General features: G+C 58.7%; 22 protein-coding genes. 11 read left to right on the top strand and 11 right to left on the bottom strand.

The annotated features are described in order from the left end of the window. From ACM6I0_RS08120 to ACM6I0_RS08135, 4 genes are all read left to right on the top strand, one after another. Entirely contained in the window at nucleotides 1-969 is a 969-nt protein-coding gene (locus ACM6I0_RS08120; RefSeq protein ID WP_414921959.1) for a hydroxymethylglutaryl-CoA lyase, read from the top strand. Continuing rightward, nucleotides 966-1,361 (top strand): VOC family protein, encoded by a 396-nt coding sequence (locus ACM6I0_RS08125; protein ID WP_285434265.1) that lies wholly within the window; start codon nucleotides 966-968, stop codon nucleotides 1,359-1,361. The genes ACM6I0_RS08120 and ACM6I0_RS08125 overlap by 4 nt, the downstream gene beginning before the upstream one ends. After that, on the top strand, nucleotides 1,358-2,299 hold the full coding sequence (locus ACM6I0_RS08130; protein ID WP_414921960.1) for a D-2-hydroxyacid dehydrogenase: 942 nt from the start codon (nucleotides 1,358-1,360) through the stop codon (nucleotides 2,297-2,299). Before ACM6I0_RS08125 ends, ACM6I0_RS08130 begins: the two co-directional genes overlap by 4 nt. 266 nt (nucleotides 2,300-2,565) lie before the next feature. Further along, nucleotides 2,566-3,897: a dicarboxylate/amino acid:cation symporter gene (locus ACM6I0_RS08135; RefSeq protein ID WP_414921961.1), complete on the top strand. Its 1,332-nt coding sequence runs from the start codon at nucleotides 2,566-2,568 to the stop codon at nucleotides 3,895-3,897. A 151-nt stretch (nucleotides 3,898-4,048) separates the two neighbouring features. Here the strand turns inward: ACM6I0_RS08135 and ACM6I0_RS08140 are convergent, their stop codons facing one another. Further along, entirely contained in the window at nucleotides 4,049-4,885 is an 837-nt protein-coding gene (locus tag ACM6I0_RS08140) for an SDR family oxidoreductase (protein ID WP_285434268.1), read from the bottom strand. Between the two features lie 21 nt (nucleotides 4,886-4,906). Then, on the bottom strand, nucleotides 4,907-5,311 hold the full coding sequence (locus ACM6I0_RS08145) for a cupin domain-containing protein (protein ID WP_285434269.1): 405 nt from the start codon (nucleotides 5,309-5,311) through the stop codon (nucleotides 4,907-4,909). A gap of 108 nt (nucleotides 5,312-5,419) precedes the next feature. Here ACM6I0_RS08145 and ACM6I0_RS08150 point away from each other — a divergent pair, with 108 nt between their 5' ends. After that, a complete protein-coding gene (locus ACM6I0_RS08150; protein ID WP_414921962.1) occupies nucleotides 5,420-6,313 on the top strand; it encodes a LysR family transcriptional regulator in 894 nt (297 codons plus the stop codon). Between the two features lie 48 nt (nucleotides 6,314-6,361). Here the strand turns inward: ACM6I0_RS08150 and ACM6I0_RS08155 are convergent, their stop codons facing one another. After that, on the bottom strand, nucleotides 6,362-7,255 hold the full coding sequence (locus ACM6I0_RS08155; protein ID WP_414922525.1) for a LysR family transcriptional regulator: 894 nt from the start codon (nucleotides 7,253-7,255) through the stop codon (nucleotides 6,362-6,364). A gap of 365 nt (nucleotides 7,256-7,620) precedes the next feature. Here ACM6I0_RS08155 and ACM6I0_RS08160 point away from each other — a divergent pair, with 365 nt between their 5' ends. Continuing rightward, the gene (locus tag ACM6I0_RS08160; protein ID WP_414922526.1) at nucleotides 7,621-8,604 is read left to right on the top strand and encodes an aldo/keto reductase; all 984 of its coding nucleotides are present in this window, start codon (nucleotides 7,621-7,623) and stop codon (nucleotides 8,602-8,604) included. 64 nt (nucleotides 8,605-8,668) lie between these two features. On the opposite strand, the gene ACM6I0_RS08165 is transcribed toward ACM6I0_RS08160, so the two are convergent. From ACM6I0_RS08165 to xylA, 6 genes are all read right to left on the bottom strand, one after another. Next, nucleotides 8,669-9,667, bottom strand: coding sequence for an alpha/beta hydrolase (locus tag ACM6I0_RS08165; RefSeq protein WP_414921963.1), 999 nt, complete (start codon nucleotides 9,665-9,667; stop codon nucleotides 8,669-8,671). Then, nucleotides 9,667-10,107 (bottom strand): tryptophan-rich sensory protein TspO, encoded by a 441-nt coding sequence (gene tspO / locus ACM6I0_RS08170; protein ID WP_285434274.1) that lies wholly within the window; start codon nucleotides 10,105-10,107, stop codon nucleotides 9,667-9,669. The genes ACM6I0_RS08165 and tspO overlap by 1 nt, the downstream gene beginning before the upstream one ends. A gap of 305 nt (nucleotides 10,108-10,412) precedes the next feature. Next, nucleotides 10,413-11,549, bottom strand: coding sequence for a sugar ABC transporter permease (locus ACM6I0_RS08175; protein WP_414921964.1), 1,137 nt, complete (start codon nucleotides 11,547-11,549; stop codon nucleotides 10,413-10,415). Continuing rightward, on the bottom strand, nucleotides 11,550-13,106 hold the full coding sequence (xylG, locus tag ACM6I0_RS08180; RefSeq protein WP_414921965.1) for a D-xylose ABC transporter ATP-binding protein: 1,557 nt from the start codon (nucleotides 13,104-13,106) through the stop codon (nucleotides 11,550-11,552). 102 nt (nucleotides 13,107-13,208) lie between these two features. Further along, nucleotides 13,209-14,210 (bottom strand): D-xylose ABC transporter substrate-binding protein, encoded by a 1,002-nt coding sequence (xylF, locus tag ACM6I0_RS08185; RefSeq protein WP_414921966.1) that lies wholly within the window; start codon nucleotides 14,208-14,210, stop codon nucleotides 13,209-13,211. A 149-nt stretch (nucleotides 14,211-14,359) separates the two neighbouring features. After that, nucleotides 14,360-15,676 carry a xylose isomerase gene (gene xylA, locus ACM6I0_RS08190; protein WP_414921967.1) on the bottom strand — a complete coding sequence of 439 codons (1,317 nt, stop codon included), beginning with the start codon at nucleotides 15,674-15,676 and terminating at the stop codon, nucleotides 14,360-14,362. A 176-nt stretch (nucleotides 15,677-15,852) separates the two neighbouring features. Between xylA and ACM6I0_RS08195 the strand changes: the two genes are divergently transcribed. Beyond that, the gene (locus ACM6I0_RS08195) at nucleotides 15,853-17,028 is read left to right on the top strand and encodes a XylR family transcriptional regulator (protein ID WP_414921968.1); all 1,176 of its coding nucleotides are present in this window, start codon (nucleotides 15,853-15,855) and stop codon (nucleotides 17,026-17,028) included. 43 nt (nucleotides 17,029-17,071) lie between these two features. Here ACM6I0_RS08195 and ACM6I0_RS08200 read toward each other — a convergent pair whose 3' ends face one another. After that, nucleotides 17,072-18,667, bottom strand: coding sequence for a winged helix-turn-helix domain-containing tetratricopeptide repeat protein (locus tag ACM6I0_RS08200; RefSeq protein ID WP_414921969.1), 1,596 nt, complete (start codon nucleotides 18,665-18,667; stop codon nucleotides 17,072-17,074). A gap of 259 nt (nucleotides 18,668-18,926) precedes the next feature. On the opposite strand from ACM6I0_RS08200, the gene ACM6I0_RS08205 reads away from it, so the two are divergent. The 4 genes from ACM6I0_RS08205 (at nucleotide 18,927) to ACM6I0_RS08220 (ending at nucleotide 22,401) form a co-directional block, all read left to right on the top strand. Then, nucleotides 18,927-19,688, top strand: a complete 762-nt coding sequence (locus tag ACM6I0_RS08205; protein WP_285434287.1) for an SDR family oxidoreductase — start codon at nucleotides 18,927-18,929, stop codon at nucleotides 19,686-19,688. 82 nt (nucleotides 19,689-19,770) lie between these two features. After that, entirely contained in the window at nucleotides 19,771-20,184 is a 414-nt protein-coding gene (locus ACM6I0_RS08210) for a cupin domain-containing protein (protein ID WP_414921970.1), read from the top strand. Between the two features lie 116 nt (nucleotides 20,185-20,300). Beyond that, nucleotides 20,301-20,927 (top strand): TetR/AcrR family transcriptional regulator, encoded by a 627-nt coding sequence (locus ACM6I0_RS08215; protein WP_414921971.1) that lies wholly within the window; start codon nucleotides 20,301-20,303, stop codon nucleotides 20,925-20,927. A 202-nt stretch (nucleotides 20,928-21,129) separates the two neighbouring features. Continuing rightward, nucleotides 21,130-22,401, top strand: coding sequence for an OmpP1/FadL family transporter (locus ACM6I0_RS08220; RefSeq protein WP_414921972.1), 1,272 nt, complete (start codon nucleotides 21,130-21,132; stop codon nucleotides 22,399-22,401). Nucleotides 22,402-22,507: 106 nt separating this feature from the next. Here ACM6I0_RS08220 and ACM6I0_RS08225 read toward each other — a convergent pair whose 3' ends face one another. Beyond that, on the bottom strand, nucleotides 22,508-23,968 hold the full coding sequence (locus ACM6I0_RS08225) for an efflux transporter outer membrane subunit (protein WP_414921973.1): 1,461 nt from the start codon (nucleotides 23,966-23,968) through the stop codon (nucleotides 22,508-22,510). Between the last annotated feature and the right edge of the window lie 73 nt (nucleotides 23,969-24,041).

Consider the following 24,041-nt stretch of genomic DNA (forward strand, 5'->3'; position numbering starts at 1 on the left):
ATGCAACGTCTTTTCTTGCAGGAAGTCGCCACGCGTGACGGCTTTCAGAATGAAGCGCGCTTTATCGAAACCGTCGACAAGATCGCGATGATCGATGCCCTCAGTGAGTGTGGTTTTGCCAAGATCGAGGTCACCTCGTTCACCTCGCCCAAGGCCATTACCGCGCTGCGCGATGCCGAGGCGGTGATGCAGGGCATCCGGCGCAATCCGGCGGTGGAATACACCGTGCTGGTGCCGAACGTGCGCGGTGCCGAACGTGCCTTGGCGTGCAACATCGATGAAGCCAACCTGGTGATGTCGGTCAGCGAACCGCACAACCGTTCCAACTTGCGCATGGGCCGCGAGCAATCATTTGCCCAGCTCAGCGAAGTGGTCAGTGTCATCGGCCAGGGGCCGGTCGCAATCAATGTGTCGTTGTCGACGGTGTTCGGCTGCCCGATGCAGGGCGATGTCGCGGTGGGGGAGGTGTTGCATTGGGTCGAGCGGTTTGCGGAACTGGGGGCTCGCGGCGTGACCTTGTGCGACACCACGGGCATGGCGTATCCGAGTCAGGTCGAGGCACTGTCCCGGGCAGTTCGTGAGCGCTTTCCGGCGTTGCAGCTGACCCTGCACTTTCACAATACCCGCGGCATGGCCCTGACCAATGCGCTGGCGGCCATTGAAGCCGGGGTCGATCGTTTCGATTCGTCCCTCGGCGGCCTCGGTGGTTGCCCTTATGCGCCAGGGGCCAGCGGCAATGTGTGCACCGAAGACCTGTTGCACATGCTGCAGCTAATGGGTTTCAACACCGGGGTTGATCTGGATCAGGTGCTGGCGGTCGCCGCGCAGTTGCCGGGCCTGATCGGTCACGAGATTCCCAGCCAGATTCTCAAGGCCGGTAAACGCCTGGACCTGCACCCGATACCCGCCCATGTCGCCAGCCTGGAAAAACAAGTGCCGTCGGCTCGAGCCCAGGAGTTGCAGCCATGATCGAGCATCTCGACCATTTGGTGCTGACCACCATCGACCCCGTGGCGGCCGAGGATTTTTACGTGCGTGTCATGGGCATGCAGGTGCAAACCTTCGCCGGTGGACGCAAGGCGTTTGCTTTCGGACAGCAGAAAATCAATCTGCACGTGCGTGGCCATGAGTTTGATCCCAAGGCGCACTTGCCGGTGCCCGGAGCGCTGGACCTGTGTTTTATCGCCTCCATCCCCCTGGACCGGGTGATTGCTCACCTGGCCCGTGTCGACTGGCCAATCATTGAAGGCCCGGTATTGCGCACGGGTGCCACCGGGCCGATTCGTTCGGTGTATGTGCGTGATCCGGACCTGAACCTGATCGAGATTTCCGAACCCGTCCAGCCGGAGAGTGCAGCATGAAAGTAGTGTTTCTCGACAGCGACAGCCTGCCCGTGAGCATTGCTCGTCCGGCCTGGGTCACGGACTGGCAGGACCGCCCCGACACGACGCCAGACCAAGTGGTGGACGCCGCCCGGGATGCCGATGCGGTGATCACCAACAAGGTGCGCATTGGCCGGGCCGAACTTGAGCAATTGCCGAACCTGCGATTCATCTGTGTCGCGGCCACCGGTTACGACTGCATTGATCTGGCGGCTTGCCGTGATTTTGCCGTGACGGTGTGTAATGTCCCGGCGTACTCGGCGCAAAGCGTTGCCGAGTCGGTGATCGCATCAATCTTCGCCCTGCGTCGACAGTTGTTCGTCTATCAGGCGGCCGCGCTGCGGGACTGGCCTGACTCGCGACATTTTTGTGTGCATCGCTCACCCATTCAAGATGTTCAGGGCAGCGTGCTGGGTATTGTTGGCCGTGGCGGTATCGGCTTGGCCACGGCGCGACTTGCAAGCGCCTTGGGCATGCAGTTGCTGTTTGCCGAACACCGAGGCGTGGTCCCGGTGCGCAAGGGCTACCAGGCCTTTGAAACGGTGTTGGCGCAAAGCGATGTGATTTCTCTGCATTGTCCGCTGACCGAGCATACCCGACACCTGATCGATGCTTCGGCACTGGCACAGATGAAACCCGGCGCCTTGCTGATCAATACCGCGCGCGGGCCGTTGGTGGATGAGGCTGCGGTGCTCGATGCACTGGACAGCGGCCGCCTCGGTGGCACGGCCCTCGATGTGCTGTGCCAGGAGCCGCCTCCCGCCGACCACCCATTACTCAGCAGTCGCCACGCCAACCTGATCGTCACTCCTCACGTGGCCTGGGCCAGTCAGAGCAGCTTGCAACGGCTGGCCGACGGCATCCTGGGCAACCTGCTGGGCTACCACTCGGGGAATCTGATCAACCTCGTGTCGTGAATGCTTAACCCTCCAATAAGAAGGTCCACCCATGAAAACAATAACAATCACATCGCGCCGTGAGCTTGCCGCTTTGTGCATCGCAACCTTGCCCCACGGGCCATGCGCTCGGTGTCCCTGCGCAATTCCGATCTGACGCTGATCGAGATGTCCGAGGACATCCAGTAGTCATCATCCCCGAAACATTCTTTCCCAGGCGATCGGTCGTGCACCGGTGTGGCGATCGGTTGCCTGGGAAAACGCATCACGCCTGCGAGGAAGCCATCATGACAACAACAATTACACCCTCGATTGCCGAAAAAAAACCTGGCCATTCACGACTGCGCCGAGTGTTGCGTCATCTGTATGTGCAGGTGATGCTGGCGATTGTGCTGGGCATTATCTTTGGTCATTTCTACCCCGGCCTCGGCGAAGAAATGAAGCCGCTGGGCGACACGTTCATCAAGCTGATCAAGATGCTGATCGCCCCGATCATCTTCTGCACCGTGGTCAGCGGCATTGCGAGCATGCAGAGTCTCAAGCGCATCGGTCGGGTCGGCTTCAAGTCGTTGTTGTACTTCGAAGTGCTGACAACGCTGGCGCTGGTGGTCGGTTTGATCGGGGTCAATCTGATGCAACCTGGCTCAGGCATGCATATCAACCCGGCGACACTCGACGTCCATGCCGTTGACAGCTACAGCAAGCTGGCCCACGAACAGAGTGTGGTGGGGTTCCTCACCCATATTGTGCCCAGTACCGTGTTTGGCGCCTTTGCCGAGGGCGATATTCTCCAGGTGCTGTTCATTTCCATCCTGTTTGCCTTCGCCTTGCAGATGCTCGGTGCCGCCGGCAAACCGTTGCTGAACCTGATCGACCTGGTGGCACAGGCGTTTTTCCGCATGGTCAAGATCGTGATGTATGTCTCGCCGCTGGGCGCTTTCGGTGGCATGGCCTTTACCATCGGCAAGTATGGAGTGGGTTCGTTGGGCGCCTATGGCAGCTTGCTGATTTGCTATTACGTGACCGCACTGTTTTTTGTATTCGTTATCCTCAATTTGGTCGCGCGTCTGGCCGGCTTCAGCCTGTGGCAATTTCTGAAATACATCCGCGATGAGTTGTTTCTGGTGCTGGGCACCTCGTCTTCGGAATCGGCATTGCCTCGGCTGATGGGCAAGCTTGAGCGTCTGGGCTGCGAGAAGTCAGTGGTGGGGCTGGTGGTGCCGTCGGGCTACTGCTTCAACCTCGATGGCAGCTGTATCAACATGACGGTGCTGGCCATTTTCATCGCCCAGGCGCTGGATATCCCCCTTGACCTCTGGCACCAGATCACCTTGTTGTTGATTCTGTTGCTGACCTCCAAGGGCGCGGCCAGTGTCACCGGCGGTGCATTCATTACCCTGGCGGCGACCCTGGGCAGCCTGGATGTCATTCCAGCGGCGGGGCTGGTGTTGGTACTTGGGGTCTACCGGTTTATTTCCGAAGGCGGGGCGTTGATCAACGTTATCGGCAACGGTGTTGCCACCTTGTTTATTGCCAAGTGGGAAGGGGCCCTGGACGAAGAGAAGTTGGCGGCTGAATTACACAGCGGTTGTGCCCGTGAACCAGAGACACAGCCCTGAACGAGTTGTCGCAAGACAGCCCCAAGACCGCCCGGTCCACGAAAGCCGAGCGGTTTTGGGTTTCTGAATCAACCAGGTTCTGAGGGCTGACATTTTCTTCGCCCAACCAGCGTAGAACGTGGGGCGGGTGGTGGTCATCAGTTCAACAGTCCTACTGAGGCGCCAAGTCGCCATACCAGTAGGCTGCGGTAACGCCACCATCCATAAGAAAGTCGCTACCGGTAATGAAGGTTCCTTCAGGCCCCATCAATAAAGCCGCGACAGCACCGACTTCATCGGGTGTACCGCCGCGGCCGGCGGCGCTGAGATTGATCATGCGGCGGTAACCTTCACCCCGCGGACCGTTCAATTCGTCTCTGGCCAGCGGGGTGAAGATGATGCCGGGGCTGATGGTATTGACCCGTGCTCCGCGCTTGCCCCAGCGCACGGCTTCGGCCATCACACGCAGGGAATTACCGCGTTTGGAGAGCTGATACGCGTTCAATGGATCAGTCACCTTGTCGGCCTGAAGCATCGGCAGCGCCAGCAAGTCCTCGACGGGGGTGGTGGCCAGCGCTTTGTTCTGCTCCGGCGTCAGTGCGGGCAGGCGATGGCCCGATTGCGAGGCGATGACTATTCCTGAGCCACCCTCGGCGATCACGTTGCCGAACGCTTCCAGCACCAATGCCGTGCCATAAAGGTCCACTCGCAGGATAGTCGCTACCGGCGCCTGCGACGGTGAAACACCCGCAGCATGGATCACGCCGGTGACATCCCCGATGGCGGTTGCCATTCGAACCAGCGCTTCGACCGATTCGCGCGAAGAAACGTCGACGACGGCTGTGGTGACTTCGAAGCCAGCGTCGAGCAGCACTTTGGCGGCTGAATCGGCGTTCTCCTGGCGCAGGTCGGCCAGCACGACATGTTTACCCGCGCTGACACGGCGGGCAATCGCCTGACCAATCGAACCCGCTCCGATGACGACTGTGACGTTGCTGGTGTTTTTCATGAAGACCTCGAGTGAACTCGATCAAGATTCCTGGGCGTATTGTTCGTCGCTGACCTGTTCCATCCAGTCGACCACTTTGCCGTCCACTACTTCGGCAATAGCGATATGAGTCATTGCCGTGGTGGCGGTCGCGCCATGCCAGTGTCTGACATTAGGTGGAATCCACACGGTGTCACCCGGTTTGATTGAGCGAACCGGTTGCCCCAGCGCCTGCACCAGCCCGGATCCGGCCGTGACGATCAAGGTCTGGCCGAGCGGATGAGTGTGCCAGGCAGTGCGAGCCCCGGGTTCAAAGGTCACGGTGGCGCCGCTGACACGAGCCTCTTCTGTCCCCTTGAACGGCGCGTCGACACGAACAGTGCCCGTAAAGTAATCGGCTGGCCCCTTTGCAGATGGCTGCGATCCGTTCGGGTTAATGACGAGCATGTATTTTTCCCCCTTAAGGCAATTTGGCGCGAGATCTGAAATCTATCAGCTCCTCATTCATATGATTAGGCGCTAGAATCCGAAAATACTTATGTGAGACTCTCATCAATGCTTAGGGAAAACGCCAGTGATCTGCTTGCCTTCCTCGCTGTCGCGAAGGAGCGAAGCTTCACCAAAGCGGCTGCCAGACTCGGAGTCTCCCAATCAGCGCTGAGCCACACTATTCGTGGCCTGGAAGCGCGGCTTGGCCTGCGTTTGTTGACGCGTACCACGCGCAGCGTTTCGCCCACCGAGGCAGGCGAACGTCTGATGAGAAGGGTGGGGCCCCATTTCGAGGAAATCGAAATGGAGCTGGCTGGCTTGAGTGATCTACGCGATACACCCGCTGGCAATATCCGTATCAACGCGATGGACCATGTGCTGGACCAGATCATTCGGCCCGTGCTGAAAGACTTCCTTCCCAAGTACCCGGACATCTCGGTGGAGGTCTGCTGCGACTACAGCTTCGTCGACATCGCCGCACAGGGCTTTGACGCCGGAGTCCGGTTGGGCGAGGACGTGGCGGACGGCATGATCGCCACGCGTATCGGACCGGATATGCGTATGTCGGTGGTGGGGTCTCCTGGCTACTTTGCCAACCGTGAATTACCCACGACGCCTCGGGCGCTCACGGATCACTTGTGCAATAACCTGCGATTGCCCACCAACGGCGGGCTGTATGCCTGGGAGTTCGCCAAAGACGGTGAAAGCCTCAAGGTTCGCGTGACAGGCCAAGTGACCTACAACGGTGTTTACCAGTTGTTGGAAGCGGCGCTGGACGGTTTCGGGATGAGCTACATTCCCCATGACCTGGTCGTGCCTCACCTCGAAGCGGGGCGCCTGATTCAAGTGCTGGAAGACTGGTCGCCATGGTTTGCCGGGTTTCATCTCTACTACCCGAGTCGACGTCAGGCGTCGCCTGCGTTTGCGTTGCTGGTGGAGGCGTTGCGTTACAAGCACTGATCCTTATCGACGTCCGGGGCGCCGCTTAGCCGCATTCGCAACATCACTTCACAGACTTGAACGCAGTAAATCCAGCAACAGCCTAAACGCTGGTTTGGACTGTCTTCGGCTCGGGTAATAGAGGTGATACCCGGTGACCGTAGGGCACCATTCATCCAATACGCGGACCAGACGTCCTTCCTGGATGTGCTGTTCAACGATGTCTTCGGGGAGATGAGCAAGCCCGACGCCAGCAAGCGCAAAGTCCAGCATCAGCGGCACCGTGTTGCAAACCATGTGGCCCTCCGCTCGAACCCTTATCTCCCGACCGTCCTTTGCAAACGGCCAGGACCAGAGCCCACCTGATGTCGGCAGTCGCAAGTTGATTCCGATATGGGCTGTCAGGTCATGAGGGGTGACGGGTTTGGTCCTGCGCTCGAAGTAGGAGGGCGATCCGACCACTGCCTGCCGAAAGTCAGGACCGATACGAACCCCGATCATGTCCTTGGCCACTTGCTCGCCTAAACGAACCCCGGCGTCGTACCGCTGCTCGACGATATCGACCAACCCATAGTCATTGTTGATTTCGATCCGGACCTCTGGGTAATCCAGCATGAGCCTGCTGACCGCTGGCGTCAGGATCGTTGCAGAAGCGTGCTCTACCGAGGTGATCCGCAGGGTGCCCGCTGGTTTTCCGCTGAGCTCGGACAGATCCGCCAGCCCGGCTTCGATGCCTTCAAAGTGGGGGCCGATGGAGCCAATCAAGCGCTCTCCAGCTTCTGTCGGTGAAACGCTGCGGGTACTGCGAGTCAGCAACTGCACACCCAATTGCTCTTCGAGACGTCTGAGCGTTCGGCTCAACGCCGGTTGTGACGTGCCCAATTGAGCCGCTGCCTTGGTAAAGCTGCGCTCACGAGCGACCGTCAGGAAAGCAACCAGGTCGTTAACACTGTCGCGCATGATTGATATCCAACTGATATAGGTCCATTCCTACCATACCATCTAATCATTTGTAGGATGCGCTGCTAGATTGGCTCCACATTCAGTGCGGCTCCAGCTCATGAACCCATCCATGACTTCTACGGACAAGCAGCCTTGGTAATCATGCTTGGAGACCGAAAGTGCGTGCTCATTCAGGAGTTTTTATGGACAGCGGCAAGCCGGTAACAGGTTCTGGTTTTTTCACCTCTCTTGGCCGTCGCGAGTTTGTGACCAGAGCCGCGCTTACGGGTGCTGCCCTGGCAGTTGGAGCTTCGGCATGGGCAGGATCATCGGTCCCGCCCGCCACTGTTGAGAACTCGCAAAACCCTTCCGGAGGAACTGGAACAATGAGCAAACGTCATCTAGGCAATTTAGAGGTGTCGGCCATCGGCGCCGGTTGTATGAGCATCAGCGCCAACTACGGTCCACCTGCTGATATTGATCAAGGCATCCACACCCTTCAAACGGCGTTCGACAAAGGCGTCACCTTCTTCGACACCGCGGAAGTGTACGGCCCCTACACCAACGAAGAGTTGGTCGGCAAAGCCCTCAAGCCCTTTCGCGATCAAGTGAAGATCGCCAGCAAGTTCGGTTTCGCCATCGACGGCACCATCGGCCTGGACAGCCGCCCGGAGCACATCAAAAAGGTAGTCGAAGAATCGCTTAAGCGATTGCAGACGGATCGTATCGATCTCTATTACCAGCATCGTGTCGATCCCAATGTGCCTATTGAAGAAGTAGCCGGCGCTATCAAGGACTTGATTGCTGAAGGCAAGATTCTGCATTTCGGTTTGTCTGAAGCCAGTGCCAAAACCATCCGTCGCGCTCATGCGGTGCAGCCTGTGTCTGCCATCCAGACGGAATACTCATTCTTCCATCGGGACCCGGAACACAACGGGGTACTCGCGGCCTGTGAAGCGTTGGGCATCGGTTTCGTCCCATGGGCGCCGCTGGGTGAAGGCTATCTGACCGGAAAAATGGACGCTAACACCCGGTTCGATCCAAAGACTGATTTCCGAGGAGCATTCCCGCGCATGTTCCCTGAAAACATGACGGCGAACATGCCGGTCGTGGATATCCTGACAAAGGTGGCCACGGCAAAAGGCGGGACACCCGCACAAGTTGCAATTGCCTGGTTACTCGTGCAGAAGTCCTGGATCGTGCCAATCCCCGGCACACGCAGAGTCGACCACCTCACCGAAAACCTTGGTGCGCTGAACATTCAGCTGACAAGCGACGATCTGTTGGCCATGGAGCAGCAGTTCTCCAAATTGACCGTGCATGGCGAGCGCATGTCTGAAATGCACATGCAGCAGATCGACCGCAGCTGACTGGCGGGCACTTATCTCGAAGAACCGCCTATTGGCTTCAACACTGGGAGGCTCAGGGCTGAGCCTATAGCCGGTTGAAACCCACCGCACCGACTTGAGCGGTTATCCACTCACGACTGTACACAAGCACGCTGGCTGCAACAGCGGTCGGGAAGTGAATAAACCCGTGTGGCGAAGACGGCAACAGATACCTCTCGACGGGCGCCGACTTCACCCACCGATCGGCTAATTCCAGTGTGTCGTCTCGCAGGGGATCCAGCTCACCGGCAAACATCAGTGCAGGCGGGAAATCGGTAAAGTCGCCGTATAGCGGTGACAACGGTGGCTGGCGGCGTTGCTCGTCACTCAAGCCCGGCGTCAGCATGCGAAATGCTTCGACCATGCCAGGGCCGTCCAACAGCAGTGTTTCAGGGGGCGCGGCGCGGACGCTCGGCGTTCCGGTCAAATCGTAGACGCCGTAATACAACAGCGCACCGTTCACACGTTGCAGCAAGCCTGGCCATTGCTTCAGCGCCAGCAACGTCGCCACCGCAAGGTGAGCCCCTGCCGATTCACCCACGACGATAACGGGCAGACCGGCAAACTCCCTGGAGTCATCATTGAGCACCCAGCGAGCGGCGCTAAGGCAGTCTTCCATCAGGCCTTCAACCGGAGTCGATACGGCAAGCCGGTAATCGACCGAGACGACCGTAACGTTGCAGGTATTCACCATGGCAACGTTGAAGTCGTCATTCATCTGCGCGTTGCCGATTACCCATCCGCCGCCATGGAAATCAAGCACCACGCCCTTGGCCTTGCCTTTCGGCCTGATGATTCGTACGGGCACTGGAACGCCGCCGACACCAATCACCTTTCTTTCAGCTTTGAGCCCGTGCTTGAGCAATTTACCCGCACTGCCGATTTGACTGACGCGCAGCAGCGCCTGGATCACACGGGGCGTGATGCGATTGCGGATTCGAAAGCGCGGCATCAAGGCGAGTTTCTTGTTGAAACTGCGCACTTGCTCCCACTCCTGCTCGGTGGCAGGCCAGGGGGCTTCAGGACCTGCTTCGAAAGTCGTCATCAGCGATTCTTGAACAAGATGGAAAAATTCAACGCTGCGGCTACACACAACCACGCCAGGTAAGGAAACAGGATCAAGCCCGTGATCACATCAAGCTGCAATGCCATCACCACCATTGCCGCGACCACCAGCCAAAGCACCGTCAGGATCACCATGCCGGCGAGAACGTGGTGCGCGCCGAAGAACACCGGTGTCCACAGCGTGTTCAGCGCGATCTGCGCGGCCCATAACGCCAGCACCACTTGGCTTCCCGGTATCAGGGTCAACCGATATCCAGCCCAGGCAAGCAACAGATAGATCACAGTCCAGGCGACCGGAAACATCCAGTTGGGTGGTGTGAAGCTCGGTTTGGCGAGCGATTCGTACCATGGGCCCGGTTTGAACAGGAAACCGGTGCTTGCCGCCGCAGCGCAGGCCAGAAGTAAGATAAAAAAGGTCATCGCTTGTCCTTGGCTGATGTCAGCTGTCTGGGATTACAAAGCCGTGTTGGCAGTATTAAGAAGGACGCTTGGGAACGCGAAAAGTTTGGTTGATGGATGAGACTCCTGCTTGATATTTGCCTCGGACATCGCCTTCGTCGTTACTGCCGTCTTCATTACCCTGGCTTGGCGCTGACTTACACAGAGTCGGGGGCGCGAGGACCGTTTATCGAGCTGAGATGAGTAAAACAAGCCTGATCAGCCAATGCCTGTTCTGGACGGTGATGCATCAGCGTACCGATCTACCCGGCTGAACTAGGAACGGATCAGCGTCGTCCCGTCCGGGTGCTCACATCCACCCACACGGCCAACACCAGAATGCTGCCTTTGACGATCATCTGCCAGTAACTGTCGACGTCGAGCATCGACATACCATTGTCCAGGCTGGTGATGACCAGTGCGCCGAGGAGGGCGCCGTAGACAGTACCGGAGCCGCCGCGCATGGAGGTGCCGCCGATGAAGCAGGCGGCGATGGCGTCGAGTTCTCCCATGCTGCCGGCCGAGGGCGAACCGGCTGCCAGGCGCGCGGTGTTGACCACCCCGGCGAGGGCGCACATGACGCCCATGATCCCGAAAATCCACAGTTTCACGGCCTGCACATTGATACCGGACAGGCGCGTGGCTTCCATGTTGCTGCCCACGGAATAGACGCGTCGACCGAAGACGGTCTGGCTGGTCACGTAGCTGAACCCGCCCAGCAGAATCAGCAGAAGCAGGACCGGCACGGGAATGCCGTCATAGCTGTTAAGGGTCTGGACGAAGCCGGCCAACACCGCACCGATCAACAGCACGCGCAACACGTCACGCACCAGCGGATGTGCCGCCAGGCCGTGAAGGGCGCGATTGCGCCGTTGCTTCCAGGTCAGGAACAACGTCAGTGCGAACAGCAGAACGCCCAGGCCCGTGCCGATCGTGTGTGGCAAATAACCCTGGCCAATGTAGACAAGCTCCGGCGACACCGGGGCGATGGTCGTGCCGCCGGTAATCCCCAGCAAAATGCCCCGGAACGCCAGCATGCCCCCCAGCCCCACAATGAAAGAAGGGATGCGCAGGTAGGCGGCCATGTAGCCGTTGGCGAGGCCAATCAGCAGTCCGCACAAGGCGACCAGGCTCAGGTTCGCCAGCAGCGGTATGTGGTAGATCACGTCGAGAATAGCCGCGACGCCACCGAGCAAGCCCAGTAATGAGCCGACCGACAAATCGATCTCGCCGCTGATGATGACCAGCACCATACCGCAGGCAAGAATCCCGGTAATGGACATCTGGCGCAGCAGATTGGAGAGGTTGCGCGGTGTGAGAAATCCGCCCTCGGTCTGCCAACTGAAGAACAGCCAGATAAACGCCACGGCAAACACCAGCGCGAGCATCTTGTAGCGAGTGAAGAGCTGTTTGACCTGATTCATTTACGCGGACTTCCGATCATTATTATTGTGACGATCAGGCTGACTGAGTGCGGCGGCGAGCACCTGTTCCTGAGTGAGCTGATGGTTGATGAAGTCGCCACGCAACTGGCCTTCGCCGATCACCAGCACGCGGTCGGAAACGCCGAGCACTTCGGCCAGCTCCGAAGACACCATGATGATCGACACACCTTCGGCCGCCAGCGCCCCCATCAATTTGTAGATCTCGTACTTGGCGCCGACATCCACACCTCGGGTGGGCTCATCGAGAATCAGGACCAGGGGTTTGGTCAGCAGCATCTTCGCCAGCACGGCTTTTTGTTGATTGCCGCCGGACAGACTGGTGATCGGCAGGAACGGGCTCGCGGTTTTGAGGTGCAGACGCGAAATTTCTCGATCGATGCTGCCCAGTTCGGCTTCGGCATCGATGCGGGTCAGTTTCGAGTAACTGTCCAGCACGGCCAGGGTGATGTTCTGGCCAACTCCCAGGTCCGGAATGATGCCCTGGCGTTTGCGGTCCTCGGGCACCAGGCACAGGCCGGCACGAATTGATTTGAGCGGCGTGCGGGTGTCGATGAGTTGGCCGTCGAGCCAGACTTCACCTTCGTGGCGACCGGGGTAGGCGCCGAACAGTGCTGTCACCAGTTCGGTGCGGCCTGCACCGACCAGCCCGGCGATGCCGAGGATTTCCCCGCGTTTGAGCACGAATGAAATATCGTCGACCCGTTTGCGTTTCGGGCTGTCGACGTCATAGCAGGTAATGTGGCGGGCCTCGAAAATCACCTCGCCAATGTCGTGTGGCTCGGTGGGGTAGAGGTTGCTCATTTCCCGTCCGACCATCTGGGTGATGATCTGTGGAATGTCCATGTCTGCCATGGCGGTCGTGGCGATGTGTTTGCCGTCACGGATCACCGAAATGGTGTCGCACACGGCAGCGACTTCATCGAGCTTGTGGGAGATGTAGACGCAGGCGACACCTTTGGCTTTAAGGTCGCGAATGATGTCCAGCAACACCTCGATTTCCGAACGGGTCAGGGCCGATGATGGTTCGTCGAGGATCAGCAGGCGTGCTTGCTTGTTCAGCGCCTTGGCGATTTCCACCAGTTGCTGATAACCGCCGCCGTACTGCGAAACCGGCAGCGATACATTCATGTCCGGCACTTTCAGTTCACGCATCAGGGCTTCGGCACGGTGGATCATTGCCGGGTAATTCATGCGTCCACCGCGCAGCGTCAGTTCGTGGCCCATGAATATGTTTTCGGCCACCGACAGGTCGGGCACCAGCGTCAGTTCCTGGTGAATAATGACGATACCAGCGGCTTCCGTTTCGCTGATCGATTGCGCCTTGAGTGGTTGACCGTCCCAGAGGATTTCGCCGTCCCAGGTGCCATGGGGGTACACCGCGGAAAGGATTTTCATCAGCGTGGACTTGCCGGCGCCATTCTCGCCGCACAGCCCGACGCACTCGCCCGGCTTGACCTTGATGTCGATGCCATTGAGCGCTTTGACACCGCCGAATGTTTTGACGATACCGTTCATTTGCAGCAGATAGTCGGACATGTTCAAGACTCACAAGCGGCAGGTACGGGGCTTCTACTGCAGGAGCGAGAGGGCGCCCCTATCGCTCCTGCAGTGGGCCGTTAAGACGTTACGTGCCGTTGATCACTGTCCGGCAATCTGCGCCTTGGTATAAAACCCGTCCTGTTCCAGCAGGTCGATGTTGTCCTTGGTCAATGGAGTCGGAGTGAGCAGGATGGTGTCGACTTTTTTGCTGCCATTGTCGTACTGCGAGCTGTAGGCGGGTTTCTCGTTGCGCGCCAGTTGCACCGAGAGCTTGGCGGCTTCGGAGGCGATGAGTTTCAGCGGTTTGTACACGGTCATGGTTTGAGTGCCGGCGATTACCCGCTTGACCGCTGCGAGGTCCGCGTCCTGCCCCGAAATCGGCACCTTGCCGGCCAGTTGCTGAGCGGCCAGTGCCTGGATGGCGCCGCCTGCCGTGGCGTCGTTGGAGGCGACGATGCCGTCGATTTTGTTGTCGTTGCGGGTCAAGGCGTTTTCAACAATGCTCAGCGCTTCGGTCGGGTTCCATTCCTTCACCCACTGTTGACCGACGATCTTGATATCACCCTTGTCGATGGCCGGTTGCAGCACTTTCATCTGACCTTCGCGCAGGACTTTGGCGTTGTTGTCGGTGGGCGCACCGCCGAGCAGAAAGTAATTGCCCTTGGGGGCTGCGTGCAGCACGCCGCTGGCCTGCATCTCGCCGACTTTTTCGTTATCGAAGGAAATGTAGGCGTCGATATCGGCGTTGAGAATCAGACGATCATAGGACACGACCTTGATTCCGGCCTTCTTCGCTTCTGCCACTGCGTTGGTCAGTACTGTCGCGTTGAACGGCACGATGACGATCACATCGACGCCACGGGAAATGAGGTTTTCGATTTGCGAAATCTGTTTTTGCTCGTTGGCATCGGCCGACTGTACGAAGACTTTGGCATCCATTTTCTCCGCCGCCGCCACGAAATAATCGCGGTCACGTGACCAGCGCTCCAGCCGCAGGTCATCAATGGAGAAACCGATTTTCGGGTGGGCCGCATCGGCCATTACCGGCAGTGAAAGCAGAGCCAGGGCGCCAGCCAATAGCGCGCGTTTTACTTTCTTCATGGTGGTGCGTCCTTTTATTGTTGTTTGAAAGACACTGCCTGACGATGAGTATCGGGCTGGTAGAACTCTAGAGAATCGGCAGACGCTGCGGACACAGATTTGTCGTGCAAATGTCACAGCGTGATTGCGCCTGCGGACTTCGTTGGCGATCAGCGATAGATAAACCGGTTGACGACGTTTTCGAGCATCTCCTGCCTGCCGCTGACAGCCTGAGGATTGAGTTCGTTGGCGAATGCGTGTTCGGCCAATGACTGGAGGTTGAACTCACCCGTCAGCACTGCCTGCCCAAACGGCTGCTGCCAGCCGGCGTAGCGTTGATCCTTGAACTGCTGAAGCTGATCGTTCTGCACCATGGCGGCTGCCCGCTCAAGGGACAGGGCGAGGACGTCCATTGCGCCAACGTGGCCATGGAACAGATCCATCTCATTGAGGCTCTGACGGCGAACCTTGGAGTCGAAGTTGAATCCGCCATTCTTGAACCCGCCGGCCTTGAGAATTTCATAGGTGGCCAGGGTCATTTCTTCGACGCTATTGGGGAACTGATCGGTGTCCCAGCCGTTTTGCGGATCACCGCGATTGGCGTCGATGCTGCCGAAAATCCCCAGCGAGACGGCCGTTGCGATCTCGTGATGAAAGCTATGACCGGCCAGGGTCGCGTGGTTGGCCTCGATATTGACTTTGATTTCCTTCTCCAGACCAAACTGTTGGAGAAAGCCGAACACGGTGGCGCTGTCGTAATCGTATTGGTGCTTGGTCGGCTCCTGCGGTTTGGGCTCGATCAGCAGGTCGCCTTTGAAACCGATCTTGTGCTTGTACTCGACCACCATGCGCATGAAGCGGCCCAGTTGTTCGCGCTCTTGTTTCAAGTCGGTGTTGAGCAGGGTTTCGTAGCCTTCGCGACCGCCCCACAACACGTAGTTGGACCCTTTCAGGCGTTGGGTCGCGTTCATGGCGCTGAACACTTGTGCGGCGGCGTAGGCGAACACTTCGGGGTCTGGATTGCTCGCGGCGCCTGCGGCAAAGCGTGGATTACTGAAGCAGTTGGCGGTGCCCCACAGCAGCTTGATCCCGCTTTCTTCCTGATGTCGCTCCAGGTGATCAATCATTTGCGCGAAGTGGTTGCGGTACTCCTTCAGCGAATTGCCTTCAGGGGCGACATCCGTGTCGTGGAAGCAGTAATAGTCGATACCCAATTTGGAGAAGAACTCGAACGCGGCTGCCGCCTTGCCGATGGCCAGCTCCATGGGGTCGCCAGCGCGATGCCACGGGCGCTTGAAAGTACCTGCACCGAACACATCGGAACCCGGCCAGACGAAGGTGTGCCAATAACAGGCGGCCATGCGCAGGTGTTCGCGCATGGGTTTGCCGAGGATGATTTTGTCGGCGTCGTAGTGGCGGAAGGCGAGGGGGGAATCGCTGGCAGGACCTTCATAGCGAATGTGGTCGACATCGGGGAAGTACAGCATTGGCAATGTCCTTTTTGTTTTTGGCGGTGTCTGGATACTAACAACGGCTCCGTGCCTGCTGATTATGAAAATCACCAACACAGGGTGCGATTTTGCGTATTGAGATTTGTCGTCCGCGCGCCTAGTCTGCGTCAATCGCCTCCGTGACACGGGGCTTCGGAACAAGCCTGAAAACAATGAAAACCGTACCGCCTGTTCATCGCATCGCACTGTTGTTCAACGGCAGCAAGATCTATGACCGCGGCATCATCAGCGGCATCGGCAACTACCTGAGCAGCACCCGCGCGTCCTGGGACCTGTTCCTGGAAGAGGATTTTCTCTGTCGGTTAAAAGGGATCGAGCGCTGGCAAGGCGATGGGATCATTGCCGATTTCGACGACCCACTGATTGGCGAGGCGTTGGCCGACATCAAGTTGCCCGTGGTGGCGGTGGGGGGGTCTTATCAGGATGAGGGGGCGTATCCGAAAGGGATTCCGTATGTTGCGACCGATAATAACGCGCTGATCACGCTGGCTTACGAGCACTTGATCGAGGCGGGGCTGCAACGTTTTGCCTGCTTTAGCCTGCCTGAAGCGCAGGCTAATCGGTGGGCTCAGGAACGCGAAAAATCCTTTCGGCGACTGATGCAACGTGACGGCTTGCATGCCGAGGTCTATCGCGGCATGGGGACCAGTGCACCGCTCTGGGACAGTGCTGTCGAACAACTGATTGCCTGGCTGCAAAAACTGCCCAAGCCCATCGGCATCATCGCCGTCAGTGACGCCCGCGCCCGGCAGTTGTTGCAAGCCTGCCTGACCGCCGGAATTGCCGTGCCGGAGCAGGTGGCGTTGATCGGCATCGACAACGACCCCCTGACACGCAGCCTGACCCGAGTCCCCTTGAGCTCGGTCATCCAGGGCACCGAAACCATGGGCCGCACCGCCGCGCAACTGCTGCACCAGATGCTGCACGGCATGCCGTCCACGGGCACGCACATTCTGATCCCCCCTGATGCGATCAACGTGCAGGTGTCGAGTTTGCACCAACCTTTGGGCAATCCCTACGTCATGCAAGCGCTGCTGTTTATCCGCCAATATGCCTGCCAGGGCATCAAGACAGCGCAGGTGGCGGCTTACGTCGGGGTGTCGCGCTCATCGCTGGAGTCGCACTTTCGCACTGTGCGAGGCTGCAGCGTGCACGACGAGATTTTGCGTTTCAAACTGGCGGCCGCCACCAGCGGGCTGGAAAATACCGACACAGCGATCGCGGACATTGCCCGCGTTTGCGGCTTCAAATCCGCACAGTATCTACACACGGTGTTCCGTCGCGAGTTTGGATGTACGCCCCGTGAATACCAGCAGGGCGTTCGATAGCCACGCGGATTACGATTGCACCCAGCGGCGCGCCGTCCCACGTTCACTCAGGTAACCCGGCCAACCGCAGTCCATCGGCGAAGCGCATGAAATCCTCGGGCCTTTGGATGGGCAGCCAGTCTTTCAGGTTGGAGAGGCACATCGAGGGATCCAGCTCACGCAGACGCTGCATCGCCAAACTCGCTTTATCCATTCGCCCGCTGAGGGCATGACTGGCCGCCAGCAAGGCCACCGGGGCCAGGAAACTGGGCAAGTTGCCCAGCGCTTTTTCCGCCCATTGCGTCGTGGAATCGAAACGCCCGGCGAAGAAATGCGCGAACGCCATGCCGACCTGCATCCTGAACATTTCCGGATCCAGCGGACTCAAGCGAACGGCATGGGTCAGATGCTCGATGGCGGCGTCCGTTTCACCGCGCAGTGCGCGCAGGATGCCGCCCAGAAACCACGCTGGGGCGAGGTTGGGATTGAGCAGGCGCGCCCTGTCGAGCAAGGCAATGCCGGCGTCAACCTCGCCGGCAAGGTGACTCAATGCATGTCCGCCTCGCGTCAACGCGACCGCATCATCCCGGCCAAGCGACACCGCCAGACGCGCAAGCCTTACGCCCTCGGCGATCTCTAGCGTTCTATCAGTCATCCAACCGTTGAGCTTGCGCCAAAAATAGCACCAGGCAGCCATGCCATAGGCCGATGCAAATTCCGGGTCGAGCTCGATGGACTTGTAGAGCAACGGCAGCGCCTGGTCGAGGGCTTCCCGCGTGCCGTTGTGCAGTTTTGCCATCGCGCGCAGATAGTAGTCGTAGGCGTCCAGGCTGTCCGTCGGTTTGCGTTTGGCGCGTTCGATTTCTGCCCGTTCGAGTTGCGGCGCAATGGCACCGACGACGCTTTGGGTGATTTGATCCTGCAGCTCGAAGATATCGTTGAGCGCGCCTTCGAAACGCTCCGCCCAGATATGCGTCCCGCTCGTCGCATCGATCAGCTGCCCGGTGATGCGTACCTTGTTCCCGCACTTGCGCACGCTGCCTTCCAGCACGTAGCGAACGCCCAGCTCCTGGCTGATGCCCTTGGGGTCCACCGTGCGGCCCTTGTAGGTGAAGCTCGAATTGCGCGCGATGACGAACAGCCAGCGGATACGCGACAGGGCCGCGATGATGTCTTCCACGATGCCGTCAGCGAAATATTCCTGTTCCGGATCGCCGCTCAAATTCTGGAAGGGCAAGACGGTAATCGAGGGTTTGTCCGGGAGGACGAGCGAAGTGGGCATCTCATTCGGGTTCGTGGATGCGCGTTCGTCGATGTCAGGCCGGTCAGGCTGTTGCGTTTCGCCAATCTCGTTGACCTTGATCTGGCCGACGAAGCGGTAGCCCTTGCGGGCGACGGTCCGCACCAGGCGCTGTTCTTCGCCGGTATCGCCGATGGCCTTGCGCAGCGCATTAATGTGGCTGGTAATCGTCGATTCCGAGACGATCCGGCCATTCCACACCGCCTTGAGCAACTCGTCTTTGCTGATGACGCGATCGGGGTTGTTGACGAACAGCAGCAATAGATCGAAAACCTGCGGCCCGACGGCCACGGCTTGTCCGCGCAAGGTGAGTTCCCGGCGCTTGTCATCGAGCACGTAGTCTTCAAACACGAATGGCAAAGTGAGGTTCCCCTGACGGCGCGCCCTCAACTCCGAGTCCCGGGCTGCTGGCGATTAGTATTTGAAATTGATGATACGGCAGCGCTAATCACGCCGCACCGTCCACAGCAGTGACGACGCCGTTCCGTGGCCTCTTTGGACGTAAAACCAAGCGTTCGTGGAGGGAAAACCACAGCAGGTCCAAGGACTTCGTTCATGCGCGCAGGCAATCTTGCTCTACACCGACGCAATGGTTGCAGTCGACACGTGGAGAAAGCCCATGAAGATCGTCGTTATCGGAGGCTCCGGCCTCATTGGATCGAAACTTGTGAAGAACCTCCGCGAGCGCGGCCATGACGTGCTCGCGGCCAGCCCCAGCACAGGCGTAAACAGCATCACCCGCGAGGGCTTGGCCCAGGCGATGGATGGTGCTGACATCGTCGTCGACGTGGCGAACGCGCCGTCGTGGGAGGATCAGGCCGTCCTCGAGTTTTTCGAAACGTCGAGCCGTAACCTGCTGGCCGCCGAAGCGGCTGCCGGGGTTCGGCATCACGTTGCCCTGTCGATTGTCGGGAGCGAACGGCTTCCCGAGAACGGCTATTTCCGGGCCAAGGTCGCGCAGGAAAACCTGATCAAGGCATCCGGCATTCCTTACTCCATCTTGCGTGCCACGCAGTTCTTCGAATTTGTCGGCGGCATTGCCCAATCGTTCACCGTCGGCGATGAGCTGTGCGTTTCGCCAGCGCTGATCCAGCCGTTGGCGTCCGACGATGTGGTGGCGGCGCTCGCCGACATCGTGCTGGCAGCGCCGATCAATGGCACGGTCGAAGTCGCGGGGCCGGAGGCCATGCCGCTCGACGAACTGGTCAGGCGCTTTCTGCGGGCCACTCAGGATACCCGCCAGGTCGTACCGGATGTACACGCGCGTTACTACGGCGCCGTGCTTGACGATCAATCGCTGACACCCGGCAAGAACCCACGCCTGGGCGCGATCCGTTTCGAAAACTGGCTCAGCCAGTCAATGGCCGAAGCGGGCCGCTGAGGCTTGCAGGAACAACTCAGGAAGACGCCGCCCCGGTCATGGGGCGCGCCGTCAAAACACCTACCCACGAAGGAGTATTACCATGGTTACCCGACTTCTCTTGGCCGCTGCTTTCGCAACACTGTCGATCAGCGCCGCGTCGGCCGCCGAGCCGCCTCCCGGCAAAGTGACCGTCGTGTTTGACCGTCCCATTCCCAACATCCCAGGCAAGAGCATGAAGGGTGTGGTCGTAGAATATGGGCCGGGCGCCGCGTCGCCGTCCCACACCCATCCAAAAACGGCCTTTATCTATGCAACGGTCCTGGAGGGCGCGTTTCGCATCAAAGTCAAAGGCCAGCCGGAAAAGATCTACCACGTCGGCGAAAACTTCGTAGAAGAGCCGGGCTCCGTGCACGAAGTCAGCGCCAACGCCAGCGACACCGAGCCTGCACGCCTGTTGGCCGTGTTCGTCCTCGACTCCGGCGAAAAGACGCTCGTCACACCTATCAAAAAGTGAGCGCGATCTACGCAATCAATGAAGTGACCTGAAGAACTTAAATGCGGCTGAGTTGTGACTATATTCATGCAGAGTCACGAGTTGTCAGTTTTCGATAGGGTGGGTAAGCTGCTCTCATGAATCAGCCTTCAATATCCTTATCCTCGCCGAGCACTCGTGGCCCTGCCGAGCACGACATTCGAGACCAGATTGTCGCGGCTGCCAACGAGCACTTCAGTCAGTATGGCTACGGTAAAACCACGGTTTCCGACCTGGCCAAGGCCATCGGTTTTTCCAAAGCGTACATCTATAAGTTTTTTGATTCCAAGCAGGCGATTGGCGAAGCCATCTGCTCAAACTGTTTGGGGCAAATCGTTGCAGCCGTTGAACAGGCTGTTAACGCAGAAGCTATTTCACCGACCGAGCGTTTCCGCAGACTGGTAAAAACCGTGATTGCTACGGGGGTGGACCTGTTCTTCAATGATCGCAAGCTCTACGACATCGCAGCTTTTGCCGCTGGGGAGCACTGGCCCAGTGCCCAGGCTTATGAAGCACAGATCAAGCGCTTTATCGTTGACATTGTGCGTGAAGGGCGAGAGGTCGGAGAGTTCGAGCGCAAAACCCCGCTGGACGAGACCGTCGAAGCGATCCATCTGGCGCTGCGACCTTTCGTCAACCCATTGCTACTGCAACACAATCTGGATTTGATTGAGGAAGCTCCCATGCTTACCTCCAACCTCATCTTGCGTAGCCTCATGCCTTGACTCTTCGCTGATCCAAAACAGCCAGGTCATTTGAGCCAAGGCGACATCCCCCTCATCCGTTTTTTGTCTCCGGTGCACGAGCGCCGGGGAGGGCATTGAATTTTTGCTGTTTGTGACCATTGACTGATATGGTCACTTGGATAGTATAGGCCTCCGTAGTTCTCGATGTTCTATTTTCAGTGACGCCCATAGAGTCCAAACAATGAAAAAAATAATGCTCAAGAGCCCCATTGGCCTGGCGGTCGTTATTGCGTCCTCCAATGTGATTGCCGGTGGTTTCGCACTCAACGAACAAAGCATCAGCGGGATGGGGTCCGGTTTTGCCGGTCGCTCCTCTTCTGCGGAAGATGCCAGCACCGTTTTCGGCAATCCGGCTGGCATGGCGCGACTTAAAAGAGAGCAGGTCAGCGTGGGGGCGGCGACGCTGTTCGCGAAGTCCGACATCAGCCAGACTCGCAGTACGTTTGGGGGAAAGGAAGACGGTGACATGGTGCCCACAACCACCGTGCCCATGGGATATTACGTCAAGCCTGTCGATGCCCATTGGGCATTCGGCATCGGGTTTTATGTGCCTTTTGGCCTGATCACCGACTATGGCAGTGATTTTGCCGGACGCTATTACGCCAACAAGAGCAAGGTCACGACACTGACCTTTCAGCCCACAGTCAGTTACGCGTTCAATGAAAAAGTGTCGATCGGCTTCGGTCCAACCATCAACCGTATCGGCGGTGAGATATCGGGGATGGTGCCCAACCCGCTAAGCCCTGGTCGCAATGACGGGAAGCTCAAAAGCACGGGCGACGATACGGCACTTGGTTTCAATGCTGGTGTCATGGTGCAAGCGACAGACCAGACCCGCTTGGGGCTGACCTATCACTCCAAGGTCAGTTACCACTTGGATGCCGAAACCAAGGTCACCGATGGCATCTTTAGCGTGCTTGGCGTCAGCGGTCGTAGCTACGACGCATCGCTGGACGTGGACACCCCTGAGTCAGTGGACTTTTCCGTGACCCATCAGCTCAATAACGACTGGACGCTCTATGTTGGCAGTACCTGGACGCGCTGGAGCCGCTTTAAAGAGCTGACGATTGAGAACAGTGGCTTGCCGCCGTTACTGAGCGGCCAATTGGGGACCATTACCGAAGAGCAGAACTGGCATGACACGTGGGCACACGCGATCGGTACGGCGTATCAACTGAATAAACAATGGGTACTTCGTGCCGGGTTTTCAGTTGATCAGTCGCCCACCAACAATACCAACCGGGGGCCCCGAATTCCTACAGGCGACCGAAAGGTCATCAGCTTCGGTGCCGGCTGGACCCCAGTGGAAAATGTCACGTTCGACCTCGCTTATTCCTATCTTTGGGAGGAAAGCGTACAGGTCAACGACACCTCGGCAACCAGAGGCGCGTACAGTGCCAAATTCAAGAACAGTGCCAGCGGGCTTGGTACTTCAGTGAGCTGCCGTTTCTAGTTGAGCGTTGTTACACCGAAAATGTCGGGTCGGGAGTGCGTGTTGCCTCCCGACTTTCAAGGACATGGTTCAGGTTGAAGCGTTGACCGCGGTAACTTGGCAAGCTTCATCGTGTCGCAACAGGCTGGGCTTCCGGAGGTTGCCATCCGCCACCGAGCGCCTTGAATGCCGCGACCGCCGCCCGTGCCGATTCCGTCCGCGCCTGCGCTCGGGAATCGGAAGCCTGCAACATCGTTTCGTCGGCGTGCAGAACATCAATCAGACTGGCCGTGCCTTTTTCGTAGGCTATGAACGACGATTGGCGAGCCTGTTTCAGAGACGCCTCGCCTGCCGTCAGGGTGGTCGCCTGAGCGTCGCGATTCACCAGTGCGGAGAAGGCATTCTCAACATCCTCAGTGGCGCGCAATACCGACTGGCGGTAAGCGGCCAGGGCTTCGGCTTCTTGTCCCTTGGCTTGATCGATTTGAGCGTTAATGCGGCCAAAGTCGAAAAGTCTCCAGCGCAGCCCCAGTACGCCCGCCGACTGATTGGCGCCGCCAGTGAAAAGGTTGCCGCCGGATACAGCCGTGGCGCTACCCAGCAATGCGCTAAGGGAGAATTTCGGGTAGTACTCGGCAATCGCCACCCCGATGCGTGCATTGGAGGCTGCAAGGCGTCGCTCAGCCACGATGAGATCGGGCCTGCGGCGCAGCAGATCGGCCGGCGTTCCCGTAGCCTTTATCTGCGGCGCAAGCGGAATGCTTCCGGCATTTGCCAGTTGCGTGCGATGAGTGCCTGGCGGTGTTCCGAGCATGACATCCAGTGCATTCATGGCCGCATCCAGGCCGGTCTGCAGGACTGGCACGGTCGCCTGGACCTGCGATAGTGCTCCCTCAGTCTGCTGAACCTGATAGTTGGCAGCGAGGCCCTTGCCGTAGAGCAAGCGGACTTTTCCCAGAAGTCCCTGCTGCGTTTCGACTTGTCGGTTTGCAATGTCCAGCCGGGCTTGCAATCCGCGGAGGGTGATGTAGATATCGGCGGTCTGTGCGGCGATAGCCAGTCGTGTGGCAGCGGCGCCCGCCTCGGAGGCCTGGTACTCGGCGAGTGCGGCTTCGCGTTCGCGTCGCAGGCCGCCAAAGACATCAACCTCCCAGCCAGCACCGAGGTTGACCTCGTAGGAGTTACCGTACCGATCATAGCCAGGCGTTGAGTTCAACACCTGGCCGAGTGGGGTTTCGATTGATTGGTAGGAGCGCGCAACCTGGCCACTGATGTTCCCCGAGGGTAGCAAGGCGGCATTTGCGGCACCCAGTCCTGCCCGTGCCTGTGTGACTCGCGCCGATGCCTGCGCCAGATCCAGGTTCTGTTCAAGCGCCTTGGAGACGAAATCGTTGAGCACGGGATCACCAAAACCTTCCCACCAGGTCGCAGGGCTGGCCTGCGCCGTTACAGGCCTCTGCTCGACAGCAGACTGCCCCAGGTAACGATCCGAAAGAGGGGCGGCCGGACGTTGATAGTCCGGACCGACCGCGCAGCCTGCCATCAAGCTGGCGCTCAACAAAAGAACAACGGGACGAAGGGGAGGCATTGAGGTTCCTTCAATCGGGGATGATAGGTGACCATATTACGGTATGGTCACGGCCTGTCAATCAATGCTATTT

This window comes from Pseudomonas sp. IT-P294, from assembly GCF_949767865.1.
Taxonomy (GTDB): domain Bacteria; phylum Pseudomonadota; class Gammaproteobacteria; order Pseudomonadales; family Pseudomonadaceae; genus Aquipseudomonas.

What these genes read in the sequence shown, in the direction of transcription:
- ACM6I0_RS08120 (WP_414921959.1), top strand. Translation starts at nt 1, where the DNA reads ATGCAACGTCTTTTCTTGCAGGAAGTCGCCACGCGTGACGGCTTTCAG.
- ACM6I0_RS08125 (WP_285434265.1), top strand. Translation starts at nt 966, where the DNA reads ATGATCGAGCATCTCGACCATTTGGTGCTGACCACCATCGACCCCGTG.
- ACM6I0_RS08130 (WP_414921960.1), top strand. Translation starts at nt 1,358, where the DNA reads ATGAAAGTAGTGTTTCTCGACAGCGACAGCCTGCCCGTGAGCATTGCT.
- ACM6I0_RS08135 (WP_414921961.1), top strand. Translation starts at nt 2,566, where the DNA reads ATGACAACAACAATTACACCCTCGATTGCCGAAAAAAAACCTGGCCAT.
- ACM6I0_RS08140 (WP_285434268.1), bottom strand. Translation starts at nt 4,885, where the DNA reads ATGAAAAACACCAGCAACGTCACAGTCGTCATCGGAGCGGGTTCGATT.
- ACM6I0_RS08145 (WP_285434269.1), bottom strand. Translation starts at nt 5,311, where the DNA reads ATGCTCGTCATTAACCCGAACGGATCGCAGCCATCTGCAAAGGGGCCA.
- ACM6I0_RS08150 (WP_414921962.1), top strand. Translation starts at nt 5,420, where the DNA reads ATGCTTAGGGAAAACGCCAGTGATCTGCTTGCCTTCCTCGCTGTCGCG.
- ACM6I0_RS08160 (WP_414922526.1), top strand. Translation starts at nt 7,621, where the DNA reads ATGAGCAAACGTCATCTAGGCAATTTAGAGGTGTCGGCCATCGGCGCC.
- ACM6I0_RS08165 (WP_414921963.1), bottom strand. Translation starts at nt 9,667, where the DNA reads ATGACGACTTTCGAAGCAGGTCCTGAAGCCCCCTGGCCTGCCACCGAG.
- tspO (WP_285434274.1), bottom strand. Translation starts at nt 10,107, where the DNA reads ATGACCTTTTTTATCTTACTTCTGGCCTGCGCTGCGGCGGCAAGCACC.
- ACM6I0_RS08175 (WP_414921964.1), bottom strand. Translation starts at nt 11,549, where the DNA reads ATGAATCAGGTCAAACAGCTCTTCACTCGCTACAAGATGCTCGCGCTG.
- xylG (WP_414921965.1), bottom strand. Translation starts at nt 13,106, where the DNA reads ATGTCCGACTATCTGCTGCAAATGAACGGTATCGTCAAAACATTCGGC.
- xylF (WP_414921966.1), bottom strand. Translation starts at nt 14,210, where the DNA reads ATGAAGAAAGTAAAACGCGCGCTATTGGCTGGCGCCCTGGCTCTGCTT.
- xylA (WP_414921967.1), bottom strand. Translation starts at nt 15,676, where the DNA reads ATGCTGTACTTCCCCGATGTCGACCACATTCGCTATGAAGGTCCTGCC.
- ACM6I0_RS08195 (WP_414921968.1), top strand. Translation starts at nt 15,853, where the DNA reads ATGAAAACCGTACCGCCTGTTCATCGCATCGCACTGTTGTTCAACGGC.
- ACM6I0_RS08205 (WP_285434287.1), top strand. Translation starts at nt 18,927, where the DNA reads ATGAAGATCGTCGTTATCGGAGGCTCCGGCCTCATTGGATCGAAACTT.
- ACM6I0_RS08210 (WP_414921970.1), top strand. Translation starts at nt 19,771, where the DNA reads ATGGTTACCCGACTTCTCTTGGCCGCTGCTTTCGCAACACTGTCGATC.
- ACM6I0_RS08215 (WP_414921971.1), top strand. Translation starts at nt 20,301, where the DNA reads ATGAATCAGCCTTCAATATCCTTATCCTCGCCGAGCACTCGTGGCCCT.
- ACM6I0_RS08220 (WP_414921972.1), top strand. Translation starts at nt 21,130, where the DNA reads ATGAAAAAAATAATGCTCAAGAGCCCCATTGGCCTGGCGGTCGTTATT.
- ACM6I0_RS08225 (WP_414921973.1), bottom strand. Translation starts at nt 23,968, where the DNA reads ATGCCTCCCCTTCGTCCCGTTGTTCTTTTGTTGAGCGCCAGCTTGATG.